Origin of the sequence: Ancylobacter koreensis, from assembly GCF_023016525.1 — a bacterium.
Taxonomy (GTDB): Bacteria; Pseudomonadota; Alphaproteobacteria; order Rhizobiales; family Xanthobacteraceae; genus Ancylobacter; species Ancylobacter koreensis.
In genome coordinates this window covers 1-22,993 of sequence record NZ_JALKCG010000001.1, presented here as the reverse complement: position 1 = coordinate 22,993, position 22,993 = coordinate 1, and the positions used below count along the sequence as shown (strand labels likewise).

Sequence of the window (22,993 nt, the reverse complement as noted above, 5' to 3'; positions counted from 1 at the left end):
TGAATTCTGCATTCATATTTCGTTTGCTGCCTGGGCGCGGCTGCTTTACCCTTTAGTCGAATGAGCCGTGCGCGGCCGGAGCCGCCGCGCCGATTATGTGCCGGCTCATAGGGCGCTCCGGATCGAGGGTAACCTCCTTCGCCATCCGGCACCTTCTGTCGCCAGAACCCCTCGCCGGCCGTGAGGCCGGAACGTGCTGCCCTTTGGCCGGCGCGGGCGAGGGGCTGCGCCGATCACAAGGCGCGGCGGCCCTGCAGATCCGCATCGGGACGGGCCTTGCCCGCCCCGGGGGAGGGAGCCGGCCCCGCCGGCACAAGGCACCCGGGCAAATCGGGGCAAGAGAGGAAACGCCATGTCGAAAATCTTTACCGCCGCGCTGCTGGCAGCGACGGCGCTCGCCACGCCTGTCTGCGCGAAGGACTATTTCCTCGCCACCGGGCGCTGGGACAATGTGATGCTGGTGATCGACCTTGAGAAGGCGATCGACCCGGCCAATGACGGCACCCCGAACGCGGTGGTGAACCGCCCCCGCGTCACCCACGACATCCAGGTCGACGGCAAGACCGAGATCGCCAGCGGCCAGCCCATCACCGTCGCCATCGCGCCGGACTACAGCAAGGCCTACATCGCCAACCATTCCGGCAAGACCAGCGCCAAGCTGGCGCAGGCCTTCCAGCACGGCCATGCCGGCTCCGTCACCGTGCTCGACCTCAAGAAGGCGCGCGACCCCAAGAACAACGAGGCGTTGGGCGCGGTCGACGGCTGGATCGACAGCCAGGGCTTCGGCGCCACCGGCTTCGCGCTGCTGCCCGGCGGCAAGTTCGCCGCTCTCGCCCATGCCGAGGCCGAAGGCAACGAGGATGGCGGCCGGCACATCAACATCGTCGACCTCGCCCAGGGCAAGGTGGTGCACAAGGTCGAGCAGGCCTATGGCTCGCCCGGCCATTCCTGCCCGCCGGCCGAGATTCCCCACAGCGCGCCGGACAAGCGCTTCGGCTGCTTCCCGGATTCGAACGGTGTCGCCGCCTCGCCGCTGGGTGGGCCGCAGGGGCTGATCTTCACCGCCAATGGCGGCACGGACGACATTTCGGTGATCGACGTCGCCAAGGCCATCGCCGGCGAGAAGGGCGCCGAGATCGGCCGCATCCCGGTGCAGGCCGGCGGGTTCGGCATCTCCGCCTCGCCGGACGGCAAGCTGGTCGCCCAGGCCTCGCGCGAGAACGCGCAGGACGGCAAGGAAGGCAACACCATCTCGATCATCGATGTCGAGAAGGCGGGCAAGGAGCCGGCCAAGGCCGAGGTCGCCCGCGTGCAGGTCGGCACGGACGACGCGAACGAGCCCTCGCGCCCCTTCGTGGCCGCCTTCACGCCGGACGGCAAGAAGATCATCTCCACCAATTTCCGCACCAACAATATCGACATCATCGACGTCGCCAAGGCGCTCGCCGGCGAGAAGGCGACCATCGCCCGCATCCCGCTGTCGACCGGCTCGAACGATCCCTCGCGCCCGCGCGGCGTGGCGGTGACGCCGGACGGGCGCTACGCCGCGATCACCGGCGCGCCGCCCAAGGGCGGGCACAATTCCAGCATGGTCTGGATCATCGACCTCGCGGCCAACAAGGTCGCCGGCCGCGTCACCCAGATCGGCTCGGAAAGCTATATGATCGGCTATTTCAAGGCCGACTGAACCCTCCGGCGAAGCGTCGCCCGTCGCCTCAAGGGCGGGCGGCGCCCAGCCGGTCAACACCTCCTGATGCGCATCGCGCCGCCCGAGGGCGTGGAGCTCGACCCGCTGGTGCAGCCTTTCATGCGCGCCGCCGTCAATCCGGCGATAGCGGAGGCCTTCCCAGCCCGCACCCGCCCATGATGCGGCGCGGCTGATGGTGGGGCAGGTGCTCTATATCGACGGGGGTAGCCACATCGTCGACTGACGGCATGCGCGGGCGTCAGCGGCTTGGGACGCCGCGGGCATAGCCAAACCCGGCGCGGGGCCTTACTCATCTCGAATCGCCTTCCGGGCGAGAGCGGCGGCGTCCGTGCACCGCCCGCGCGCCGCCGTGCGAAGGGGGAAGCCGGGAAACATGCTTGGACACAGGGTGGCACTCGGCGCGGCGCTGCTGACGGCGCTGCAGTTGCTGACCCGCTGCATCGACATGCTCGCCCTCGTCGTCATGGCGCGGCTGCTCACCCCCGCCGATTTCGGCCTCGTCGCGCTCGCCGCGTCGGTGCTGCTGATCGCCTCCGCCGTGACCGACATCCCGGTCGCGCACGCCCTCGTCCAGCGCGACAGCATCGAGCCGCAGGACATCGACACCGCCTTCACCCTCAATCTGGCACGTGGTCTGGCGGTGATGCTGATCATCGGCCTCGCCGCCGGTCCGATGGTGGGGATCTACGAGGACGCCCGGCTGGCGCCGATCCTCTACGCGCTCTCGCTCGTGCCGCTGCTGACCGCGCTGGCGAGCCCCGCGCTGGTGCATTTCCAGCGCCGGATCGAATACGGCCCGACCGCCCGTTCGCAGCTTGTCGGCAAGTTCTGCGGGGTGCTGGTGGCGCTGGCGACGGCGCTGGCGACGCATTCCTACTGGGCGCTGATCGTCGGACAGCTGGCATCCGCCTTCATCTCGACCGCCGTGACCTATCGCTATGCGCCCTACAGGCCGCGCCTGCGCCTCGGCGGCGCGGGGGACATACTGAAGTTCACGGGATGGCTGACCGCCTCGCGGATCATCTCGACGCTCAACCTGCAGTCGGATCGGTTCTTCATCGGCCATATGCTCGGCAAGTCGCAGCTCGGCCAGTACACGATGGGCAGCGACATCGCCTCGATCGCGACCTACACCTTTGCCAACCCGATCATGCAGACCATGTTCGGCGGCTTCTCGCGCCTGCAGTCCGAGGCCGGACGCCTGCGCGCGGCCTATCTCAAAGGCCAGCAGGTGCTCGTCATCTTCCTCCTGCCGCTTGGCGTCGGTCTGTCGGTCGTCGCGGACCGGCTGGTGCCGCTGGTGCTGGGTCCGAACTGGGATGCGGCCGTCACCGTGATCGTCTGGCTGGGGCCGGTCGTCGCGCTTCAGGTGCTGTATCTGCCGCTGATGTCGCTCTCCATGGCGATGGGCCGGCCGGGCGTGGTCACGCTTCGCGAGGCCATCAACCTGGGCTGCCGGCTTCCCGCGACGCTGGCCGGCGCCTGGTATTACGGCCTGCTGGGCGCCGTCGTCGCGCGCTCGGTGGGCGGCGCCTTTATCATCTTCCTCACCCTGACGCTGGCGCGCAGATTCCTGCACGTCTCCGTGCTGCACCAACTGGCCAATGTCGGCCGGAGTCTCGCAAGCACGCTGGCGATGATCGCTGCGACGCTGCTGGCGAAGCACTGGCTTGCCCCGTCCGACGCCCTCGCGGGCGAGATCGCGAACCTTCTGGTCTTCGTCCTCGCCGGGGCGGGAGCCTATGTCGCCACCCATGTCGGCCTGTGGCTGGCCGCCGGCCGGCCGGAAGGCGCCGAGACCTTCGTGATCTCGCTGGCGCGGAGCCGTCTTGGGGGGCGCTAGGGCCTATTGCGAGGCGCCCGCTGCCGTCGGGATCGGGCTCACGTCCAGCGACTGGAACTGGATGTCGCCCGAGGCCAGCTGTTCGGAAGGCGTGCGGGCATCGTGGATCAGCCGGACCTGCTGCGCGGTGCAGCGGCCGTCGTCCGGAATCGTCAGGTCGAAGGAGAAGTCGCGCCACTGGCGCGGCGAGCCCATAAGCTGCTCCGACTGGCCTGCCAGCATTCCGGTGCCGAAGCAGATCACCTGCCAGCGCATGCCGCGCCTCGCCGACATGGAGCCTCTCTGCTGGCCGGAGAAGCGGTAGGTTCCCGGCCGCAGGAACGCGATCTGGTTGACCTTGCCGACGGTGACGCGCCCGAGCCCGAAGCGGACCCGGAGAATGCGCCCGCTCTCCCCCGTCGGCCTCGGCGCAAAGTCCACGAAGGCGTTGGTCGAGCGCGGCACATTCCAGCCGAAGGGCAGAGGGGTCGGGTCCTGCGAGAAGTCCAGATTATTGATCGGACGCACCTTGAGGAGCTGATCGCCGGGCAGCATCTGAAGCCAGATATTGTAGGCGCCGTCGGGGCGGCGGTCCCGCGCGATCCGTTGCCGCAGGAAAGGCGCCAACTCGAGGTCCGACGGCGCGGCGCCGGTCTCCTTGAGCCGTTCGAACAGCAGCAGCGGCTCGTTCGAGGCGGCCAGCGGGCGTGCCATGTTGCGGAAGAAGCCCATGCGCCAGCCGGGGCCGGGGGCGAGCGCGGATACGAGCGCTTCCCGTCCCTCGGGCGCGAGCACCATCGAGTTGAGATAGCTGAAGGTGAACCGGTTGAGCACCGGGCGGGTGCGCAGCAATATGTCGGCCATCGCGACGGCGCGGGGATAATCGCGGTCCATATAGCTGTGCTGCAGCAGCCAGAACACCGCCACCGTCTCGCGCCGCGAACGGGCGACGGCGTCGATCATCGCCTGCCGGATCAGCGCGGGGTCATCGGAGCCATCGGCCAGGAGCCGGTAGGCGGCCGCCTCCAGCGGCGCGCGCGCGATGATGGCGTCGGCGAGCGCGCGAATGTGCTCCCGGCGGGCGGCAATCTCGGCGGCGAGGAGGGCGTCGGTTCGCGGCGCGGCGGCGACCGTGGGAGAAGTCCCCACATCGGTGGGCGTGTCGGCGGACGCGTCCGGCGCGGCGGCGGGTGCGCTCTGGTCCGTCGCCGCCGGGTCCTGCGCGTCGCCGTCGGGAGAGGGAGCCGCGCCGGCGTCCTGATCGGTTGGCACCATCTCCTCGCTCGGGCGCTCCTCGTCCGCGGCGGCTGCGGCGTCGGCAGCTTCCGAAGCGCCGGTGTCAGCGGCGAGCGCCTCCCGCCCGCCGGCGGCCAGGGCGAGCAGGGCCTCCCGTTCGTCACGCGTGAGCGAAAGCATCGCGGCGGGGTGATTGGGGTGAAGCATCAGCGCCAGGCGAGGGTGCTGATCGGCGAGAGCCGTCGGCAACGAGGTCGTCGCGATACCCACGACGAGCAGCAGGCCGGCGAGGGCGAGCGCGCCGGTGCGCCAGGGATGCACGGCGATGCCGAGGCGCAGGCTGCGAACCCGCAGCTGGGCCGGCTGCGGCCGGGGGGCACGCACCGGGCGCCGGGCCTTCCCCACGTGAAGGGTCATCGCGCTCCCCGGAACAGCAACAGCAGGCGGAGCCAGAACGAGCCGCCCTCGATCTTGCGCAGGCTCAGCGCCGAGGGCCGCCGTCCCCGGCGAATGAGCGGCACAGCGTCCTTGATGCGTGCATCCGCGCTCTCAGCTGCGACACGCGGCTTCGACGCGGCGCCCGTTGGGTGCGCGGGGGGGCGACCGCTGTCACTCGCGGTGCGCCTCACTCCACGCTTCGTCCACCGGAAGCCAGCCCGACCCGGCCTGGGGGGATCGGCAGAAGGGGGGTGCGCGAGATCGTAGCTGGCGCGCTTCTCGTCCGACTTCAGGTCGCCCCAGGCGGCGGTCACGCGGGCGGAGAACACCTCGCGATTGACGGAGGCGGCTGTTCCTCGCAGAGCTTGCAAGTCCGGATGCAGCCAGCGCATCAGCAGCGCCATGTTCCGGCGCAGCTCCTCGTGGGTCGCCTTGCGGGAGGCGCCGAGCACCCGGTAGCTGTCGCCGCCCGGCGCCAGCAGCGCCTGCTCGACATAGAAGCTGGCGGCTTCCCGGATCACCTCCTGGGATTTGCCGTAGCGGCGGCTGACCAGTCCAAGCACCTGCTCATCGCCGATCGCCGCAGCAAGCACCACGGCGACGCCGTCGGGAAGGGGAACCTGCGGCAGCCGATGCGCGACGACCGGGTCCTTGAGCAGCGCCAATGCGGCTTCGAGCGCGTCGAATTCCGCCATGGCTCATACCAGCTCGGACTCGTTCGACTTCGAATCGCGCCGTTTTAACTTCGGGAGCAGCGCCTTCACCCCGCCCGAGCCGACGCCGTCCTGCTCCTGCCCATAGCCGTAGCCATAGCCGTACGCACCATACCCATAGCCGTAGCGCGAACTGCGGGCGTCGAACTTGGTGAGGACGAGGCCGATCGTCAGGGCGCGGGCGAGCTGGAGGCGGCGCAGCGCGTTGCGGGCGACCGCCCGACGACTGTCGCCGGCGCCGGCGACGAAGATCGTCGCGTGGGCCGCCGCGCCAAGCAGCTGTGCATCGGCGATGCTGAGCATGGGCGGGCTGTCGAAAACCACCAGGTCATAGGTCTCAAGCGCCACGGAAATCAGCGTGAACACCCGTGTTCCGCCGAGAATGTCCGCCGCGTTGGGAGGAAGCGGGCCCGAGGCGATGAAGAACAGATTGTGGATCTCCGTCCGCTGGGTCACCTCTTCGAGCGTGGCCATTCCGGTCAGGCAATTGGAGAGGCCGACGGCGTTGTCGAGGCCGATCTTGGCATGGACCGAGGGCTTTCGCAGGTCCGCGTCGATGAGCAGGACCTTCTTGCCGGTCACGGCGAAATGGCGTGCCAGCGCGATGGCGGTGGTCGACTTGCCTTCGGACGCGCCGGCGCTGGTGAGCACCAGCGTGCGGGGAAGACCGTATTCGGTCGAGAACTGGAGCGAGGTCGCCAGCGAGCGATAGGCTTCTGCGACCGGCGAGCGCGGATCGGCGAGTTCGGCCATAAGCCCGTTCTCGAATTCCGAACGCGGCACGATACCGAGTACCGGAAGGCCGGTGGCCTTCTCCGCGTCCTCGGGATTGCGGATGCGGTCGTCGAGCAGCTCGATGAGATTGGCAGCGCCGAAACCGCCAAGCAGTCCCACTGCGAGTGCGCCCGCGAGGATGAGCAGCGTGCGCGGATAGGAGGGAGAGGGCGGGGCGAGGGCGCGGTCGACGATGAAGACGTTGTTGGTTCCGACGCCGCTGGCGACGTCGACTTCCTTATAGCGCTGCAGAAGGTCGTTGTAGAGGTTTCGGTTGGACGTCACCTCCCGCTGCAAGATGTTGTAGCGCACGTTCTTCTTCTGCAGCTCGATGACCTCGGCGCGCAGTTCGTCGATCCGGGCGCGCATCTGCGCTTCCTGGTTGGCCGACGATTCATAGGCCGCTTTCAACGAACTGCGGATCGTGTTCACCTCGGTGGCGAGCTGGCGGTCGAGCTCGGCGATCTTCTTGGAGATCTCGACCATGGCCGGATAGCCCGGCTTGAAGGTCTCCAGCTTCTCCTCATAGTCGCGCTTGAGCTCGTTGCGCTGGGTGCGCAGGCCGTCGATGACATTGTTGGTGAGCAGCTGGGGCAGGTTGATCGCGGTCGAGTTCGCCACCTGCTTCCACGTCTCCTCGTCGCGGATCCGGTTGGAGATCAATTGGCCGAGCGCGGCATTCGCGGCGGCGAGATTGTTCTCGGCGATGGAGGTCTTGTCGCTGGTCTCGACCATGTCCTCGCTCTCGGCGAAGGCAATCATCGCCTTCTCGGATTCCTCCAGCCGGAGCTTGAGCTGCTTGATCTGGTCTTCCAGGAACACCTTCGCGTAGGAGCTCGCCTCGAAGCGCTTGTCGAGGTTCGAGGCGACATAGGCGTCCGCATAGGCGTTGGCGATGGCGGCGGCTCGCTGCGAGGACGGGTCCGTGTACTCGATGTCCACGAGGCGGGAGACCGTGATCGGGCGTATTTCGACATTCTGCTGGATACGGCCTACCGCCACCGCCCGCGCGCGCTCCTGTGCCGCCCCGGTATCGGCCTCCTGCGACGTATCGGAGAAGATGCCGAGCAGGCTGCCGATCAATCCCGGCGTGGGGACGGAGAAGTTACGGTCCTGGTCGAGCGCCAGCGACGCCACAACGCGCTCGGACATGCCCCGGCTCTTCAGCAACTCGTACTGGGTCTTCTGGAACTCGGTGCCGCCCTGCTCGGTGGGTGAGGTCGAGCCGCCGTCGATGATCTTGCCAGGCTCTCGGTCGATCTGGATGCGGACGATGGCGGAATAGAGGGGCGTCGCCAGGAAGCAGTAGATCACGCCGACGACGAAGGCGGCGCCGGCGGTGCCGAGGATCAGGGTCCGCCATTTCCACGCGATGCCGATCAGATAGTGCAGCGCCGCGGCCAGCTCCGATTCGTAGATGGGCTCGGTGACGGGATAGCCGCCGGGCCCGTAGCCGGCGCCTTCGGTACGGGTCGATACGGCGCGGTTCTCCGCGATCGCGGGCAATTGCCGCGAGCGTGCCCCGGCCGAATCTCCCTCCAAGCCTTCATCCCGCATGAAAAGCCACCACCCCGATATCCTTAAAGCGCAGCCAGAGCCGTCACAGAAGGAGGAACATGCGCGCCAGCGGCACGGCCTGGAGGATATAGCGCATCCCGACCTTCATATCGGAGGTCGGCACCATGACGATGTCGCCCGCCTGCAGCGCGGGATCCTCGGTGCGCTGCCCGCGCACGTCGTTCATGCTGAAACGCGCCACCGCCGTGCGGCCCTCGACCTTGCGGAACAGCAGCACGGTGCCGTCCGAGGTCTCGTCGAGACCGCCGCCGGAGGCAATGGCCTGCAGCATGGACATCGGCCCCTGCATGGGGAACACGCCCGGCTTCTTCACGGCGCCTTCCACGGTGATGCGGTGGCTGTTGTACTCCTTCACCAGCACCGTCACCTGGGGATTGCGCACATAGTCCTTTTCGAGCTTGCCGGCGAGATCCTTCTCGATCTCGCTCACGGTGCGCCCGCCCGCCTGAACCTCGCCGACGAGCGGGAAACCGAAGCGCCCGCTCTCGGACACCTGCACCGTCTGCGTCAGGTCCTCGACCTTGAAGACCTGGATCGACAGCACGTCCAGCGGGCCGACCCGGTAGCCCTCGCTGCCCGGCGTGCTGGCCGCCGTCACCGCGCTCGCCTCGCTGGCGGCGGCAGCGCCGGCGGGACCGGCCGGAGCCGCCTCGACCGGAATGGAGGTGCCTAGTGAGGGCGATGTCCGCGAGGAAGACCTGACCGGTGCGGGGGTTTCGGTGAAGCTGCTGACCGAGGCGGGATCCGATGAGGTGCCGGTGGTGAAGGCGGGGTCGTTACCGCCCGAGGAGGCGACGCAGCCGGCCACGAAGACCGCCGCCACCAGCGCCGCCCCGCGCATGGCCATCGCCGCCATCGTCCTGCCAAGCCCCATCGAACCTTTCCACTTCTATAGGCGCGCATTCTGCGGCCGGTTTATCCAGAATGATATCCCGTGGGCGCCCGAAGACCAATCGGTCTGCCTCCGCCCGGCCGACCAGGCGTTCCGCCGCCCGCCATCCTTCCGCAAGATCCGGCGGCCGCTTGACAGTATCATGCGCGTCGCTTGCCAGGATATGAATAATTCCTTCGCCGATCATTCTCTCGGCCCAATATTTGGGCCGGCGGCCGAACCTGCCCGTAAGCGATCCCGAGGTCACCTGCATCCAGACACCACGCGCGGCCAGGCTTTCGATCAATTCGTACTTGTCCTCCACCCAGCGCAGCCGTTCTGGATGGGTGATGATCGGCACGTAATTCGCGAGCAGGATGGAGAAGACCAGTTCGTCGAGGCGTGCGGGCGCCAGATTGTGGGGCGGCTCGACCAGCACGTAGCGCGTGTCGCCCAGCGTGAGCAGATGCCCCTGGCGCAGCCCCTCGGCGAAGCCGGGAACGACATGGTTGTCGGCGCCGGTGACCAGCCTGAGCGCGATGCCCGCTTCGTCGAGGGCCGCTTGCAGCCGTGCCACGGCGCCGCGGATCTGCGCGCCGGAATTGTGGAAAACGCCGGGAAGAATATGCGGCGTGCAGGCGGCGATCCGCACGCCCTGCTCGACCTGCATCCGCGCCATCTCCAGCGACGTCCGCATGTCGGGTGCGCCGTCATCTATGCCGGGAAGAATATGGCTGTGCAGGTCGATCATTCGTTGTGTTCGATATGGTTGGCAGGCCCGTCGCCGCCGCGCCGTTTGCTCCGGCGTTGTCGATCCGCTCCCGAATCGCGACCGCCATTACCGGGCACGTGGTCGTCCTTGAGCTTATCGGCGCGGACTTACCGTGAAGCAAGAGGATATGACATCCTGGAACCCGCGCCCTCGGCCGCGGAACTATTTATCGAATGAAGTGCATTTATGTTAACGGATGGTTCATCTCTGCGCGGATCGGCGATTTTGCACGTTTTTTCTGCTGTTGCATTTTGGTCGCGGCGGCGACGAGAAGGTCTGTCGGAGCGGATGATCTGTATCCGGATGCCGTTGTCGGCCATTCGATCCTTGACCCCCGGGAAGGAAGTGTGGTTACAAAGAAGCTGGAATTTAGCCTTCGGAATGCGTTGGGCAGCGCGTGCTGAAATTTGTTGAGGGGCCGATGTATCGCGCGGGAACGGTAGTCGCTACCTGTGGTTTGGTAATGCTGGGCTTTGCGGGCGCCGCTCGGGCGGATGTCTGCCAGACGGCCGGAACCTTGACCGAAGTAGCCGGCACGGTTGTGGTCGACAAGGGGAATGGCTTCGTTCCCGGCACGGTGGGTACCTCGCTGAAGAGTGGCGACAAGGTTGCCGTGCAGGGGTCGGGCAGTGCCGTCGTCGACTTCGGCAGTGACCGGACGGTGACCGTCCCCGGCTCCACCACCGAGACCCTCAAGATTCCGGGCTGCGGCCTGACCCTTACCGAGGATCCTACCGGGCTGATCGTCACCACGACGGTGATCGCAGGCGGCATCACGGCGGCGGTGCTGGTTTCCGATTCGGATGACAAGAAGGTGCCGTTCATTCCGATCAGCCCCTGAGCGGGACGTTCAAGCTGTTTCAGAAATCCCATTTCGACATAGGGCCGGCGTTTCCAGCGTCGGTCCTTTTGCTTTTTGCGAACATCGTTCTCGGCGGGGCCACGACGGCCGGCTACCTGTCCGACGTCATCCTGCAGTTCCTCTCGGTTCCCTTCCTCATGCTGGGAATCTGGCTGTGGATCGATCGGCTGAGCTCGGTAGCGCGGAGCCGGGCCCCGTCCCCGGAACTCATTCTCGGTGTCGGCATGATCGTCGTCGCCCTCGCCATCGGCCTTGCACAGTTTGTTCCGCTGTTCGGCGCGCCCGGCTGGGCGGGGATCTCCCGGCAGATCGTCGCGGCCGGCGGCCCCCCCCTCGACGCGGCGTGGACCGGAAGCTCGTCGGTCGATCCGGCGGCGAGCCTTGCCGCGTTGCCGGCCGTGCTGCCGCCGCTGGCGCTGTTCCTGCTGGTCGGGCTTCTGGGCGGCGAGCAGCGCCTGCGCCTCATTGGCTGGGCGGTGTTCTTCAGCCTGCTGGCGCTGGCGCTCGGCGTCGTCCAGGTCTCGCAGGGGCCGCAAAGCCCGCTGCGCTTCTTCGAGTTCGGACACCGGGTCGAGGCGGTCGGCTTCTTCGCCAACCGCAATCATTTCTCCGCGCTGCTCTATGTCACGCTCACGCTCGGCGCGGCGTGGTGTGTCGCGCGGGGAGAGGGCGTGCTGGCGGCGCGTGTGCCGCAGCAGCGTAAGCTGGTCTGGCTCGTCACCACCTTCGGGCTTCTGGTCTTGCTGCTCGGGGGCATCGCGCTGGCGCGCTCGCGCGCCGGCATCCTGCTCACCGTTCTGGTGGCCGGGGTGATCGTCGCGATCTCACCCTCGATCCTCACCATATTGACCGGCCGGCGCGGCAACTTTCGGCGCGTGCGCTGGATCGCCTTCGCAGCCGTCGCCGGCGTCCTGCTCCTTGTCGGCCAGATCGGCGCGGAGCGGTTCCTCCATCGTTTCGATGACGGCATCGTCGACCAGATCCGCCTCAAGCTGAACGCCAGGAGCTTGGAACTCGTCGGCGACGCGCTGCCCACGGGCACCGGGCTCGCCAGCTTCACCGCCGTCTACCCCGCCTATGAACGCCTTGACGATCTTCGGCCGGGTTATGTCAACCGCGCGCACAATGACTGGCTGGAGTTCCCGCTTGAGGCGGGCGCGGCGGGCATCCTGCTGATGGTCCTGTTTCTCGCGTGGTTCATGTTGCGCGGCTTCCGCCTTTGGTTGCGACCGCCGGACGGAGCGGCACCGGTGCGCCTCCTGCTGCCCCGCTGCGCGTCGCTTGCCGTGCTGCTGTTGCTGATCCATTCCTTCGTCGATTATCCGTTGCGCACCGCGACGCTGTTCGCCTATTTCGCCCTCTGCTGCGCCCTGATGACGCCACCGCCCGGCAGCGCGCGGGTGGATGGACAGCCCGTGTAACCGGCCCTGCTGTGCGCAACCATGGATGCGATGGGGAACAGGGCCGTGTGCAGAACGCATAGGGGTCTTACAGGACGTGGTTATGAGTGCTCGACGTTCGGCTGTGATCGTGTTCGGGGGAGCCGGGTTTATCGGCACCCATCTGCTGGAACGTCTCGCCCATACGGGTCGCTACGGGCGTGTCATCTCCTATGACATCCGCGCTGCCAAGGCCCCCGTCGCCGGGGTGGAGTATGTAACCGGCGACGTGCGGGAGCCGATCTCGCTCGACGGCGATCTGTCCGGAGCGGAAATCTATAATCTGGCTGCGATACATACCACGCCCGGACATGAAGACTGGGAATATTTCTGGACGAACGTTCTCGGTGCCAGCCATGTCTGCGATTTCGCGTCACGGATAGGTACGACGTTTCTGCTGTTCACCGCCTCGATTTCGGTTTACGGCCCGAGCGAGGAGCCAGTGGATGAGGGCACGCCGCCGGCCCCTGTCTCCGCCTATGGCCGGTCGAAGTTCCAGGCCGAGGGAATTCATCGCAGCTGGGTCGAGAACGGGAGCGATCGCCAGCTGGTGATCGTCAGGCCCGCCGTCATTTTCGGGCCCGGCGAAGGCGGCAACTTCACCAAGCTCGCTTCGCTGCTCGCCCGCAAACGTTTCGTCTATCCGGGACGCCGCGAGACGATCAAGTCGTGCGGCTATGTGGAGGAACTCGTCGACTCCATGGAGTTTGCCCGCGATCTCAATCGCCGCACGTTCACTTACAACTTCTCCTATCCCGAGCGCACGACATCGGAGCATATCTGCAATGCCTTCGTGCGCGCCGCGGGCTTTGCCGCGCCGAGGTGGGTCGTACCTCTCCCCCTGATGCTTGCAGCGGCATTCGGCTTCGAGATACTGGGCAAGCTCGGGCTGCGAACTTCCATCAATAGGGAGCGGGTCCTGAAGCTTGCGCGCTCAACCAACGTGCTGCCGACAGCCTTGGTTGAGGCGGGCTATCGATACCGCACCGACGTGGAAAGCGCCCTCAGGGATTGGGGACAAAAGACGGGCGGAACTTATCGGTGAGCGCGCGCGGGCTGATCATCGTGCATACCCTTACTTCGCATCGGCGGCTGTCCATTTCGGCGGTGGCGCTGTCATGCGGGTCTCGGCCGTGAACTTCTTTCGCCGCTTTATTCCATCGTTGTTACGGCTGTCGTCCGCTGGGTAGAATTCATGCGTATCGTTCACGTGCTGACGCGGCTTCTACGGGCGGGCTCGGAAGAAAATACCCTGGCGTCCTGTAGCGCCCAGATCGCGGGTGGGCACGAGGTCTACCTGATCCATGGCAATGAGTACGATGAATCCTACTATAAAAATCCGATTGCAGGGTTGAAACTGGTGAGGGTGGACAGTCTGGTTCACCCGCTGAACCCGGGGAAGGACGTGGCAGCCTTCCGGGCCATGAAGCGTCTGTTCTCGCAGCTTCGGCCCGACATCGTTCACACGCATCAAAGCAAGGCCGGGGTTCTCGGCCGGTTCGCGGCGAAGGCGGCGGGCGTCCGGCATATCGTGCATGGCGTCCATATCGTGCCGTTCATGAATGTCGGCACGCTGCAGCGCCTGGTCTATCTCGCGGCCGAGCGCGCGGCCGGTGCCGTAACCGACGCCTTCATCGATGTTTCACCGGCCATGAAGGCGGCATGCGTCAATGCCGGCGTCGGCACGGCAGATCGGCACCACGTCATCCCTTCCGGCTTCGATCTTGGCCGGTTTCGTGCCGGCCATGCGCCGGAGGAGTGGCGGGATATTCTCGGGCTCGCCGAAAACGAGCCGCGCCCGCCGGTCATCCTGATGATGGCCGCGCTCGAGCCGCGCAAGCGCCATTGCGAGTTCCTGCGGGCATTTCCCGCCGTCGTCGCCCGTCATCCGGGCGTGCGGCTCCTCATGCCTGGAGAGGGGCCGCACCGGGAGGCCGTCGAATCCGTCATTCGCGAGCTTGGACTGGAAAGGAACGCGCTGCTTCTCGGCTATCGTACCGATCCGCAAAATCTCATCGCGCTGGCCGATTTCTGCATGCTGACTTCCACCCGCGAAGGCTTGCCGCGTGTGATCATGCAGTATCTTGCCGGCGGACGACCCTGCATCGTGTCTGATCTCCCGGGGATTGAGGTTGTGGTCCGACATGGGTGGAATGGCATCGTCACGCCAGCCGACGATATGGAGGCTGCCGCTCAGGCGGCCATAGAGCTGATTGAGAACGAAGTTGTCCGGCAGAGACTGACGCAGGGGGCTCGTGCAACCGATCTCGATAGCTGGCAGGTGGAGAACATGTGCCGGAGCATCGAGGAAGTGTATCGGAACCTGCTAACAAGGGCGGAGCGCTGACCGTGGCGGGCTCGGAGCATACAGCCACCTCTACCGGCAGCCATCGTCGCTGGCAGCGATCCTTCACGACGGCGGACTAGAGCGAGGTGACCGAGTGAGCACGCGGACAGCCGTCATCACCGTGAACTATTTCTCCGCGCCGCTGATCCATGAGATGGAGGCGCGCCTCGGCCAGGCGCCGGACACGCGGATCATCGTCGTCGACAACAGCGGCGAGTTTTCCGCGCGCAATGCCGACACGCTCATCGTGCGGCCCGGCCGCAATGTCGGCTTCGGCGCCGCCTGCAATGCGGGCGTGCGCGCCACCGATGCCGATATCGTCGTTTTCCTCAACCCCGACGCGGTCATCGAGGCGGAAGACCTTGTGGAGCTGGTGCGGTGCGGGCATGTCGATGCCGGTGAGATCTGGGGGCCGGCCATCCTGAGCCGGCGCGGTACCGTCGCCACGCTGCGACGCCCCGGCCGCCTGTTCCTGTCCTTCCGCCGGGACGTGATCGCGCCGTCCCGCGACGCGCCGACCGAGGTGCTGTACATTTCGGGCGCCTGCATGGTGGTGGGGAGGGCGAGCTTTCTCGGATATGGCGGCTTCGACGAGAACATCTTCATGTATGGCGAAGACCTGTCGCTCTGCCTGACCGCCGCGCGGCACGGTGCACGGATGCATATTTTCGGCTCTATCGTGATCGACCATTCCGGTGGGCGGTCCTCCTCCAGCTTCGAAGCGCGCTGGAAGCGGTTCTTCCGCTCCTGTCGCGGCCACTACACGGCGCTGCGCAGCCACGGCTGGGGTCCCTTGCGGGCGGCGCTGGACAGCGTTCATCTCGCCAGCGGACGGCGGATTTGAGAAATGAGCTTAATCGGATCGCGGAAAGGAGGGCGCCGAGCGGGGTTTTGGTACCTTTGCGTGCGCTGGCTGCCGAGGGCTTCGGACGTTTGACAACATGAGAACGACATTGGAGTTTCATAACGGCCCACAGCCAGAGAACTGCATGAGGTTAATCGAGGCGAAGAGAATTTGTTTCTTTCAGTTTTGCAGCCACGGCAGTGTGATTTGGAACGAGAGGCGTGGATGCGGCCCGAATCTGGCCATTGGGGCGATCCCCGAGGACGGGCTACATGGAGTAATCGGCTGTCGTGATTCCAAAGAATTCGACCTGATGATATCCGGATGTATCGTCGCATTATTCGAATCTTGCTTTGGATCAAATTAATATGTTTATACTAAGTCCAATAGTTGAAATTTTTATTTTACTTTACTTATACTATTTGATATCCGTTCTTAGTTTTAAGAACGGCAAGATAAATTTCTTAATATCTGTTTTACTATTTTTATTTGTAGTGATAATTTTCGCGTACGGCTTCTATAAAAGCGCGTACCATTTGATTTTTATCTTTCTTGCTATTCTTGCTGCCTTAAGCAATCCTTTCGACATGACGATTGCGAGACAAATTCGAGCTGTGATGCTATTTTCTCTTGTTGTCCTTTCGTTAAATGAATTCTCTAAATCGTCGATTGACTATAAAAATAAATACGACGCTCCAAGTTTTCAGTACACATGGGGTGCGGCGGTTATTTCAAATTTGGCAATAAAATATAAGATATTTATATTTATGATATTTGTTATTGCTGACATTGTAGTGTCACAGCAGGTGTCCGCTAGAGGCATAACATTATGCTCAATCGTAGCCGTAATATTTTCTTTAGAAAGAAATGTTCCGATACCAAGAATAGTTCAATACATTGGATTATTTGCATTCGGATTAATTTATGCCTATATAATTGATATTCTACAATATTTAAACAATCTGGAATACATATATGGTAGTATTTCAAATTATGAGCGCGCATTCATGAATTATAGATCGTTAGAAATACTTTCGTATACACCATTTACTTTAAATGAAGATGTATCTTCTGAATTTGTCGAGTTCAGGTATACGCAGGATAGAGAGGGTTTGTCCGTTCATTGTCTGTATCTCGCCTTCGGTCTTTTCCTTGGTGCAATACCGGCGATGATTTTCTACATCGTAATGATACATATGTGTGTAAATACTAAAGGTTTTGCATACAAGCCGCTATCCGCGTTTCTGATGGTGTATACCACAGTAAGTCCAGATTCGACTTCGGCGAGAGTTGCGATTCTGATTATGATTGGTCTCTATTTAATATCAAAAGCGGAAGGCGTTACGTCGGTCGCGAAGTTAAAAAAGCCGGCGCGTCGTCGGCGGCTTTTGGTGCCTTTTCGCTAAATCACCCCGTCCGGTGAAGATTTGCAGTTTGAAGCATCATTGTTTCGTGCTTCCAGGTGAATAGTCTTTCGATTATTCCATGTTCCTGATCTGGGTATCCTTCTCACGTGGAAGTCCATCCGGCATGGGACGATGACCGGCAACAATGACAGATGAATCGCCGAAGATAGATGTGACCTCCTGAGAGAATGCATCTGTATGCCTCACCTGCGGAACGTCGCGTCGGCGCAGCGCTGCCACGTGAAGCTCCTCGCCCGCTCCCTTGATGCGGCGGAGGCACGGGCGCGCGAGGCGGCGTCCGACAGATAGGCCTGTATCGCCCGCGCCGCAGCCGGCGTGTCGCCGGCCGGCACAAGGGCGCCGCAGCCTGCGATAACCTCCGGGATGCCGCCCTCGTTGGTGGCGACCGATGGGCAGCCCTGGGCGGCCGCCTCGGCCAGCACCAGGCCGAATCCCTCGACCTTGCCCGGCATCGGCTGAGCGAGGAGAACATGGCAGGCGGCGCGCCGATAAAGCCGCTTGATATCGTCGGTGGACAAGCGGCCGGCGAGGATCGCGTTCACCCCGAGGCGACGGGCCTCCGCTTCGATCCGCTCGGCGAAGGCTGGTTCCTCCGGCTTGCCGGCGACGACGTAAATGAGTTCGCCCGTCTGCATGTCGTCCCGCATCCTGGCCAGGGCGCGGACGGCCTCGACATGACCCTTGCGTGGCTCGATACGGCCAACCGAGCAGACGACCTGTGCGCCTGCAGGAAGCTGCGCAAGAAGCGGGTGATCGAAGGGGCCCGGTGCCTCCTCGAACCAGCCGGGATCAACGCCGAGATACGTCACCCGCTCTTCGGGTGGCGCGCCGAAAGCGGCGTGGAAGATCGCTCGGGTCGCCTGCGAATTGTAATTGACCCGCTCCGCGCCAAAATAGGCGCCCCGCACCAATCGGTACAGCAGGGACCCCGGGCGGAACTTGGCCGCCTCGCTGCCATGCACCATGGCGAGATAGCGCCGCCCGTGCAGCCGGCGCGTGACATGCATGAACAGCACACTGCGAATGTCTGCCGCCAGCACGATCTTGTCCGCGCCGCCCCCGCGCAGGGTGCGCAGCATGGTAGGTACCGCCTTCGCCGGAATCGAATGGTGGCCGAGCAGCCGGCGGGTGAAAATGTCGCCCGGCATGCTGCCCGGGTCCGTGGCGGAGGCGAGATCGGGATAGGCGGGACAGATCACGTCGACGACAACGCCGGCCGCGTCCAGCGTTTGCGCCATGCGTGTGCAATAGGTCGCGATACCGCCGGGAAACGGGTCAAATTCGCAGGTGAGTATGGTCACGGCACGGGGGAAGCCCGCGGCGAGCTCGCCATGCGGCGGCGCGTTACTCGCTGTCATGGCCGGCCGCTCCGGCCGCGTTGTTCGGCCGAACGGCCGGGACGGCCAACGGCCGTGCCGCGTCGGGGGTACCGAGGGGGCCTAGATACGCCCCACGAGCTTTCGATGTACCGTTCCAAGGAATGCCTTCGCGTTCGCGATGAGACCATAGGTGCAGGCATTTCGCACAAGGCGATAGCCGGAAAAACGCGTCGTCCGCACGCCGAACAGCTTCAGCGCCGCTGCGCGGGCGAGGGCGGTCCGCTTGCGATTGGCCTGGTAGGGCTGCATCCGCTCGATCGCGCCGGGATCGAGCGGCGCACACCGCACGTAGCCGGCATGGACGGCACCTTGCACAAGTTCTTCGCCCAGATCGGTCCGCGCCAATACGAGGCTCCGGCCGTCCATCTCGTCGAAGGAAGGGTATCCGTCCCCGGTCGCGTGCCAGGCGTCGGCACACACGACGTCAGCCGCCTCGCCGATGCCGTCCGCGCAGATCTTGCAGCGGGGATGCAGATGCCGGTTGAGCATCTTTCCCCAGGCCTCGTTGTAGGTGAGCGAGCGCTCCTCGCCCGATGCAGTCACGGCCGTGGTGAGGCCGGGCCAGCCATTGCCGCGATAGCGGAAGGAGATCACCTCGGCCGGGTCGAGCCCGAGCCTGTCCAGCACCGCCCGCGTTCCCTTCTCGCCGGGTATGCCCGCGCACATGAAGGAAAGCAGGTAGGGGAACTGCTCGCGGAATTCCGGCCGAAGCCGGGTCATGGCGCGTAGCGCAGCGACATCGCAGGGCTTGCCGACGAAGGCGTAGCGTCGGCCGTTGCCGATCAGCGCACGCAGCGCGGCAAGCGGCGCGGAAGGCGCATAGCGCGAGCCGGCATGATGCAGCAGGCTCTCCACGCTGGCATGGACATAGGTCTCGTTGCGCAGCGGATCGGAGGTCGCGGCGCCGATCTGCACGACGCCGTCGACCCGTCCGCTCTCCAGCAGGAAGCGCAGGAGCGTGGTGACGACGCCGCCCGAAGAGCCGGCATGGCGGAAGGCAGCGTCGGTGGCATAGCCGACCTCGCAGCTGCGGATAGGTCCCCAGAGAAGATGGTAGGGCGCCTCGTCATTGTGATGCGCGACATGAAAGCCGGGGCAGGCGTCCCGTGCCTCGGCAAGGGCGGGCGCGACCGGGCGCAGGAAGCCGCTGGGATCCATGCGCATCTCGCCGGCCTCGGTGGCGCACAGCCCGCAGCCCACGCACATGCCGTTGCGCAGGACGGTACTAAGCGCGTCTGGCATCGCGCAACTCGTCCTTCAGCCGGTCCCGGTAGATGTCCAGTCTCGTCCGGGCCGCCTGCGCGGCGGCCTGCGCCTTTGCCGCCAGTTCCGCCCGCGCGTCATAGGCCGTGGAAATCGCTTCGAGCAGTTCCTCGATCGTCGCGCTGCGGGCGTCCAGGGTGAACGGGTAGCCGATGCCCTCGAAGAGCGGCGCGAACTTCTTGCTGTAGGCGACCGGCACCGTCGGCACGCCTGCGGAAACCGCTGCGATTGTGGCGTGCATGCGCGAGCCGACGAAGAAGCCGAAGCCCGAGATCCCCGATTTGGCGTCCATTGGCGAGGTGAAGCGTGGCGCCACCACGACGGCGGGGTCGTCCGCATAAAGCGCCTTCACCTTTTCGCAGGCACGGTAGTCGTCCTCGACCTCGTTATCCGGCGCGATGACATGGGCGACGAGATGCACGCTCGCCCCTTTTGTCCGGAACATCTCCACGACGCGCGCGACGAAGGCGGGATAGTCGATGCTCAGGCCGAACTGGTTGCTGCGGTCGTAGCCGCCGCTATAGAGCAGGCCCGACACGTTGAGGCCTACGCTCGAAGGGGCCGGTGTCGCGGCGTCATAAGGCAGCGCGAAGGCGACATCGGTGAGGTCCGTAGCCGCGACGCCGAGTTCGCCGGCGAGCGTCGCCGAACTGGCATCGCGCGTGTAGATGGAGCGGCACCGCTTCAGGATCCAGGTCGCCGCGCGCCGGGAGGCGAATGAGCGAAACGGCCCGAGCGTCTGCGGCGCGATGACCAGCGGCACGCCGGCCAACACCGTGAAGGTCTTGGTACACATCTGCACGATGAAGCGCCGCGGGCCGTAGAGGTCCGTGAAGCTGTCGCCCTCGCCGATATCGAACACGATATGGTAGCGGCGAAACAGGCGGACCATGCCCAGATCGAGCCTGAGCAGCCGCTTTACCAGCGTGCGCAGCGAATAATCGACATGGGTAATGCGCGTGTCGAAGAGACGTTCGGTTTCCTCGCGGGTGCCAATATCACTCATGCCGCGCGTGCCCACCGTCTCGAAGCGAGGTTCGAGCCCGCATTCGCGGGCCGCCTCGACGAGCAGCCCGATATGCGCCACGGCAAGGGCGGCGACGCCGTAATTGCTGGAATTCAGATTATGCCAGACCAGGCCGATCTTCAGCTCGTTCACACGCGCATCCCTGAGGCCTGTGGCGAACCTCATCCAAGCCGCTTCGACATGCGGTGAATCACAATAATGAACAGTCGGGAAGACGAGAAGGTGTCGCTGGTTGTTCTAGCGCGTCGGATGCTGAGCCACGACCGATCATGTCATTGACGTCTGTGTCTCTGAGCAGGCGCGGGAGCCATTTGAAACGCCCAGGGACGCTCTACAGCCAGTGCAGCACGTCGGTCGGCGGGATGCGATGCGATGCGGCGACCTTGAACGGGCCTTCGGGTACCTCGCCAGCGCCTACCATCGTGATGGCGACATGGCTGTCGGGAATGCCGAAGGCGCGGCGAAGCGCCAGATCGGCTTCGCGCGTGCTGCTCCAGTTGAGCATGCAGGCACCGACGCCGAGAGCATGCAGGCCGAGGACGAGGGACATGGCGAAGATGCCGCCATCCACGAAAGGCTGGTTGCGCTCACCCACGGAATTGAAGGCGCTCAGATCCACGGCGACGATGAACACGGCCCCGAGCGTGTGACCGAAGCCGCGATTGCCGTTCTGGTGAGACAGAACCTCCTGCATCCGGGCAGCGTCGTTAGTGACGTAGAGCCGCCCGGCCTGGCGGTTGCAGACCGAGGGTGCCGTCTGCGCCAGCAGCGAGGCGCGCTCGATCAGCTCGCGGGGCAGCGGAGCTCCGGTATAGCTGCGCAGGCTGTGGCGGCTTTCCATGAAGCGCATGGCGATATCCGGCGAAACCGGACAAAGGGTGTCGCGCGTCAGCGACAGCGTGCCGGCTCGTTCAGCCAGAAGGTCCGGGCGGCCGGCCAGGAACCGGCCCGCTTCTCTCGCGACCACAGGATCGCCCAGGCCAGAGCGGACATAATCGCGCAGCACGCCCTCGACGGTCGCGCCGAGGTCGTCCCGGCCGAACTTGGCCTCGTACCGCGCGAGGCCCGAGATGAGATCGCGGACGCTGTCGCCGCCGAAACCCGCACGCGGCTGTGGCAGCGCCAGCCCCTTCTCGATGCGGTGATAGATAAAGGTCAGCGCCGCCCGGCGCTGACCACGGTTCGACGGCGGCCCGAGGGCATAGGAATGCCGGCCGAAGCGGTCTCGATCATAAGCGCCGTTGCGCCACAGCGACAGGTGTCGGGCCCACCGCCTCAGCGTGCGGACGAGGGGGGCGGGCAGTACGCGCTTCGCGATGCGGCCGAGTGTGCTCATTAATGACGTCCGTCACCTGTTTTCGCCCGCTTTCATAGTCGGGCCCTTATGCAAGGCGCGTGTCTCGCCGCGCCAAGTCGATGCCGGTCCAGACAATCCGGACCGAGCCCGGCATATGTGCGCGAGCTTTGCGAATGGAACCAGAGGAAGCATTCGCAACGTATGTCGGCATCGCGGGCGCGGGCGGGAGAGTTCTGTGCTGCTGCGGCGGTCGTGAAAAGAGTCGCGAACGGCTAACGACTCGGGCATTTTCGCTCTGTCGTCGGATCGTTGCTCGGCTGGTTTTTGCGGCAAGCCGCTGTCCGCCGGCAGGCGGGTTCGCCGCGTCCCGCGGCATTGGAAAGTTGTGTAGGTGATGGCCGCGTTCGGTATTCGCGATGTGGTAGACACCGGAATCCGTGTCGGCTGCGGTGTGTGTGCGATTGCGCAACCCGCAATCACTATCGAGCGGACGGATTTCGGCACTTTTGAACCCGACGTCTCCCATCTTGGCGATGACGATCTCATTCGGGCGGATGCCGTATGCCCCTTCTCCGACAGCACACCTGACGAAACGCAGTTGGCGGCGACGCTTTTCTCCGACGAGGATCCGATCCAGGATCGGCGTATCGGTCGATATTCCCGTCTCATGAGTGGTTATGTCACTGACGCCGCCGCACGGGAACAAAGCAGTTCCGGCGGGCTGACGAATTGGATGCTCGAATCTCTACTCTCGAAAAATACATAGATGGCGTCGTTCATCTGAGTAGCGGAGATGCGAGCACCGACTACGAAAATTTTCATTCTGCGCAAGCCAGAACGCCCACGAGCTACGCCAAGGTCGAAAGTCGAAATATTACGCATCGTCCATGCATGAAGCGCTTCTTTGTATAAAGGGCGACGGCCGCAGATATGCAATCGTAGGCGTTCCTCGTGTCATTACGGCGGCGCGTCATCTCGCGCGAGTCGATGCGGTTCTGGGGCAGCAAATCACCGTTTTTGTGGCTCTGGTCTGCGGTCATATGAAGAGCACGCATTTTCGGTGAGGCGGCGGATGTCGCCCTCGGGGATGCCTGGTTGCCACAATATACTGACGACTGGTGACGTTGCCCCCAACTTCTATCCAGCTGTGAGTTCGCCCTGACGGTTGGATTTTCCCTCTCGGGCGTGCGGAGCGG

The 22,993-nt window shown here is 64.6% G+C and carries 18 protein-coding genes; 9 read left to right on the top strand and 9 right to left on the bottom strand.

The window, feature by feature from the left end:
• The first annotated feature begins 352 nt into the window (after positions 1-352).
• On the top strand, positions 353-1,687 hold the full coding sequence (locus tag MWN33_RS00085) for a YncE family protein (RefSeq protein ID WP_247198004.1): 1,335 nt from the start codon (positions 353-355) through the stop codon (positions 1,685-1,687).
• 394 nt (positions 1,688-2,081) lie between these two features.
• Positions 2,082-3,551 carry a lipopolysaccharide biosynthesis protein gene (locus tag MWN33_RS00080; RefSeq protein WP_247198003.1) on the top strand — a complete coding sequence of 490 codons (1,470 nt, stop codon included), beginning with the start codon at positions 2,082-2,084 and terminating at the stop codon, positions 3,549-3,551.
• Between the two features lie 3 nt (positions 3,552-3,554).
• Here the strand turns inward: MWN33_RS00080 and MWN33_RS00075 are convergent, their stop codons facing one another.
• The 5 genes from MWN33_RS00075 to MWN33_RS00055 are packed head-to-tail and all read right to left on the bottom strand — an operon-like array spanning position 3,555 to position 9,891.
• Positions 3,555-5,171, bottom strand: coding sequence for a hypothetical protein (locus MWN33_RS00075; RefSeq protein WP_247198002.1), 1,617 nt, complete (start codon positions 5,169-5,171; stop codon positions 3,555-3,557).
• Positions 5,172-5,179: 8 nt separating this feature from the next.
• Positions 5,180-5,899, bottom strand: coding sequence for a J domain-containing protein (locus tag MWN33_RS00070; RefSeq protein ID WP_247198001.1), 720 nt, complete (start codon positions 5,897-5,899; stop codon positions 5,180-5,182).
• A gap of 3 nt (positions 5,900-5,902) precedes the next feature.
• Positions 5,903-8,233, bottom strand: a complete 2,331-nt coding sequence (locus MWN33_RS00065; RefSeq protein ID WP_247198000.1) for a GumC family protein — start codon at positions 8,231-8,233, stop codon at positions 5,903-5,905.
• A 58-nt stretch (positions 8,234-8,291) separates the two neighbouring features.
• Complete coding sequence (locus tag MWN33_RS00060; RefSeq protein WP_247197999.1) at positions 8,292-9,143, bottom strand: polysaccharide biosynthesis/export family protein; 852 nt, start codon at positions 9,141-9,143, stop codon at positions 8,292-8,294.
• The gene (locus tag MWN33_RS00055; RefSeq protein WP_247197998.1) at positions 9,046-9,891 is read right to left on the bottom strand and encodes a tyrosine-protein phosphatase; all 846 of its coding nucleotides are present in this window, start codon (positions 9,889-9,891) and stop codon (positions 9,046-9,048) included. Before MWN33_RS00055 ends, MWN33_RS00060 begins: the two co-directional genes overlap by 98 nt.
• A 418-nt stretch (positions 9,892-10,309) precedes the next feature.
• On the opposite strand from MWN33_RS00055, the gene MWN33_RS00050 reads away from it, so the two are divergent.
• The 5 genes from MWN33_RS00050 (at position 10,310) to MWN33_RS00030 (ending at position 15,404) form a co-directional block, all read left to right on the top strand.
• Positions 10,310-10,753 (top strand): hypothetical protein, encoded by a 444-nt coding sequence (locus MWN33_RS00050; RefSeq protein ID WP_247197997.1) that lies wholly within the window; start codon positions 10,310-10,312, stop codon positions 10,751-10,753.
• A 68-nt stretch (positions 10,754-10,821) separates the two neighbouring features.
• Positions 10,822-12,195 carry an O-antigen ligase family protein gene (locus MWN33_RS00045; protein ID WP_247197996.1) on the top strand — a complete coding sequence of 458 codons (1,374 nt, stop codon included), beginning with the start codon at positions 10,822-10,824 and terminating at the stop codon, positions 12,193-12,195.
• Positions 12,196-12,277: 82 nt separating this feature from the next.
• On the top strand, positions 12,278-13,258 hold the full coding sequence (locus MWN33_RS00040; RefSeq protein ID WP_247197994.1) for an NAD-dependent epimerase/dehydratase family protein: 981 nt from the start codon (positions 12,278-12,280) through the stop codon (positions 13,256-13,258).
• A 150-nt stretch (positions 13,259-13,408) separates the two neighbouring features.
• Positions 13,409-14,560, top strand: coding sequence for a glycosyltransferase (locus MWN33_RS00035; protein WP_247197991.1), 1,152 nt, complete (start codon positions 13,409-13,411; stop codon positions 14,558-14,560).
• Positions 14,561-14,654: 94 nt separating this feature from the next.
• Positions 14,655-15,404 (top strand): glycosyltransferase family 2 protein, encoded by a 750-nt coding sequence (locus tag MWN33_RS00030; RefSeq protein WP_247197990.1) that lies wholly within the window; start codon positions 14,655-14,657, stop codon positions 15,402-15,404.
• 1,609 nt (positions 15,405-17,013) lie between these two features.
• On the opposite strand, the gene MWN33_RS00025 is transcribed toward MWN33_RS00030, so the two are convergent.
• The 4 genes from MWN33_RS00025 to MWN33_RS00010 all read right to left on the bottom strand — a co-directional run bounded on the left by MWN33_RS00025 (position 17,014) and on the right by MWN33_RS00010 (position 21,836).
• A complete protein-coding gene (locus MWN33_RS00025; protein WP_247197989.1) occupies positions 17,014-18,189 on the bottom strand; it encodes a glycosyltransferase family 4 protein in 1,176 nt (391 codons plus the stop codon).
• A gap of 81 nt (positions 18,190-18,270) precedes the next feature.
• Positions 18,271-19,452, bottom strand: coding sequence for a Coenzyme F420 hydrogenase/dehydrogenase, beta subunit C-terminal domain (locus MWN33_RS00020; protein WP_247197988.1), 1,182 nt, complete (start codon positions 19,450-19,452; stop codon positions 18,271-18,273).
• A complete protein-coding gene (locus MWN33_RS00015) occupies positions 19,436-20,560 on the bottom strand; it encodes a polysaccharide pyruvyl transferase family protein (protein WP_247197986.1) in 1,125 nt (374 codons plus the stop codon). The genes MWN33_RS00020 and MWN33_RS00015 overlap by 17 nt, the downstream gene beginning before the upstream one ends.
• A 271-nt stretch (positions 20,561-20,831) precedes the next feature.
• Positions 20,832-21,836, bottom strand: a complete 1,005-nt coding sequence (locus tag MWN33_RS00010; RefSeq protein ID WP_247197984.1) for a nitroreductase family protein — start codon at positions 21,834-21,836, stop codon at positions 20,832-20,834.
• Between the two features lie 355 nt (positions 21,837-22,191).
• Between MWN33_RS00010 and MWN33_RS00005 the strand changes: the two genes are divergently transcribed.
• Positions 22,192-22,563, top strand: coding sequence for a hypothetical protein (locus tag MWN33_RS00005; RefSeq protein ID WP_247197983.1), 372 nt, complete (start codon positions 22,192-22,194; stop codon positions 22,561-22,563).
• Positions 22,564-22,684: 121 nt separating this feature from the next.
• A complete protein-coding gene (locus MWN33_RS19180) occupies positions 22,685-22,861 on the top strand; it encodes a Coenzyme F420 hydrogenase/dehydrogenase, beta subunit C-terminal domain (protein WP_425531946.1) in 177 nt (58 codons plus the stop codon).
• Positions 22,862-22,993: the final 132 nt, after the last annotated feature.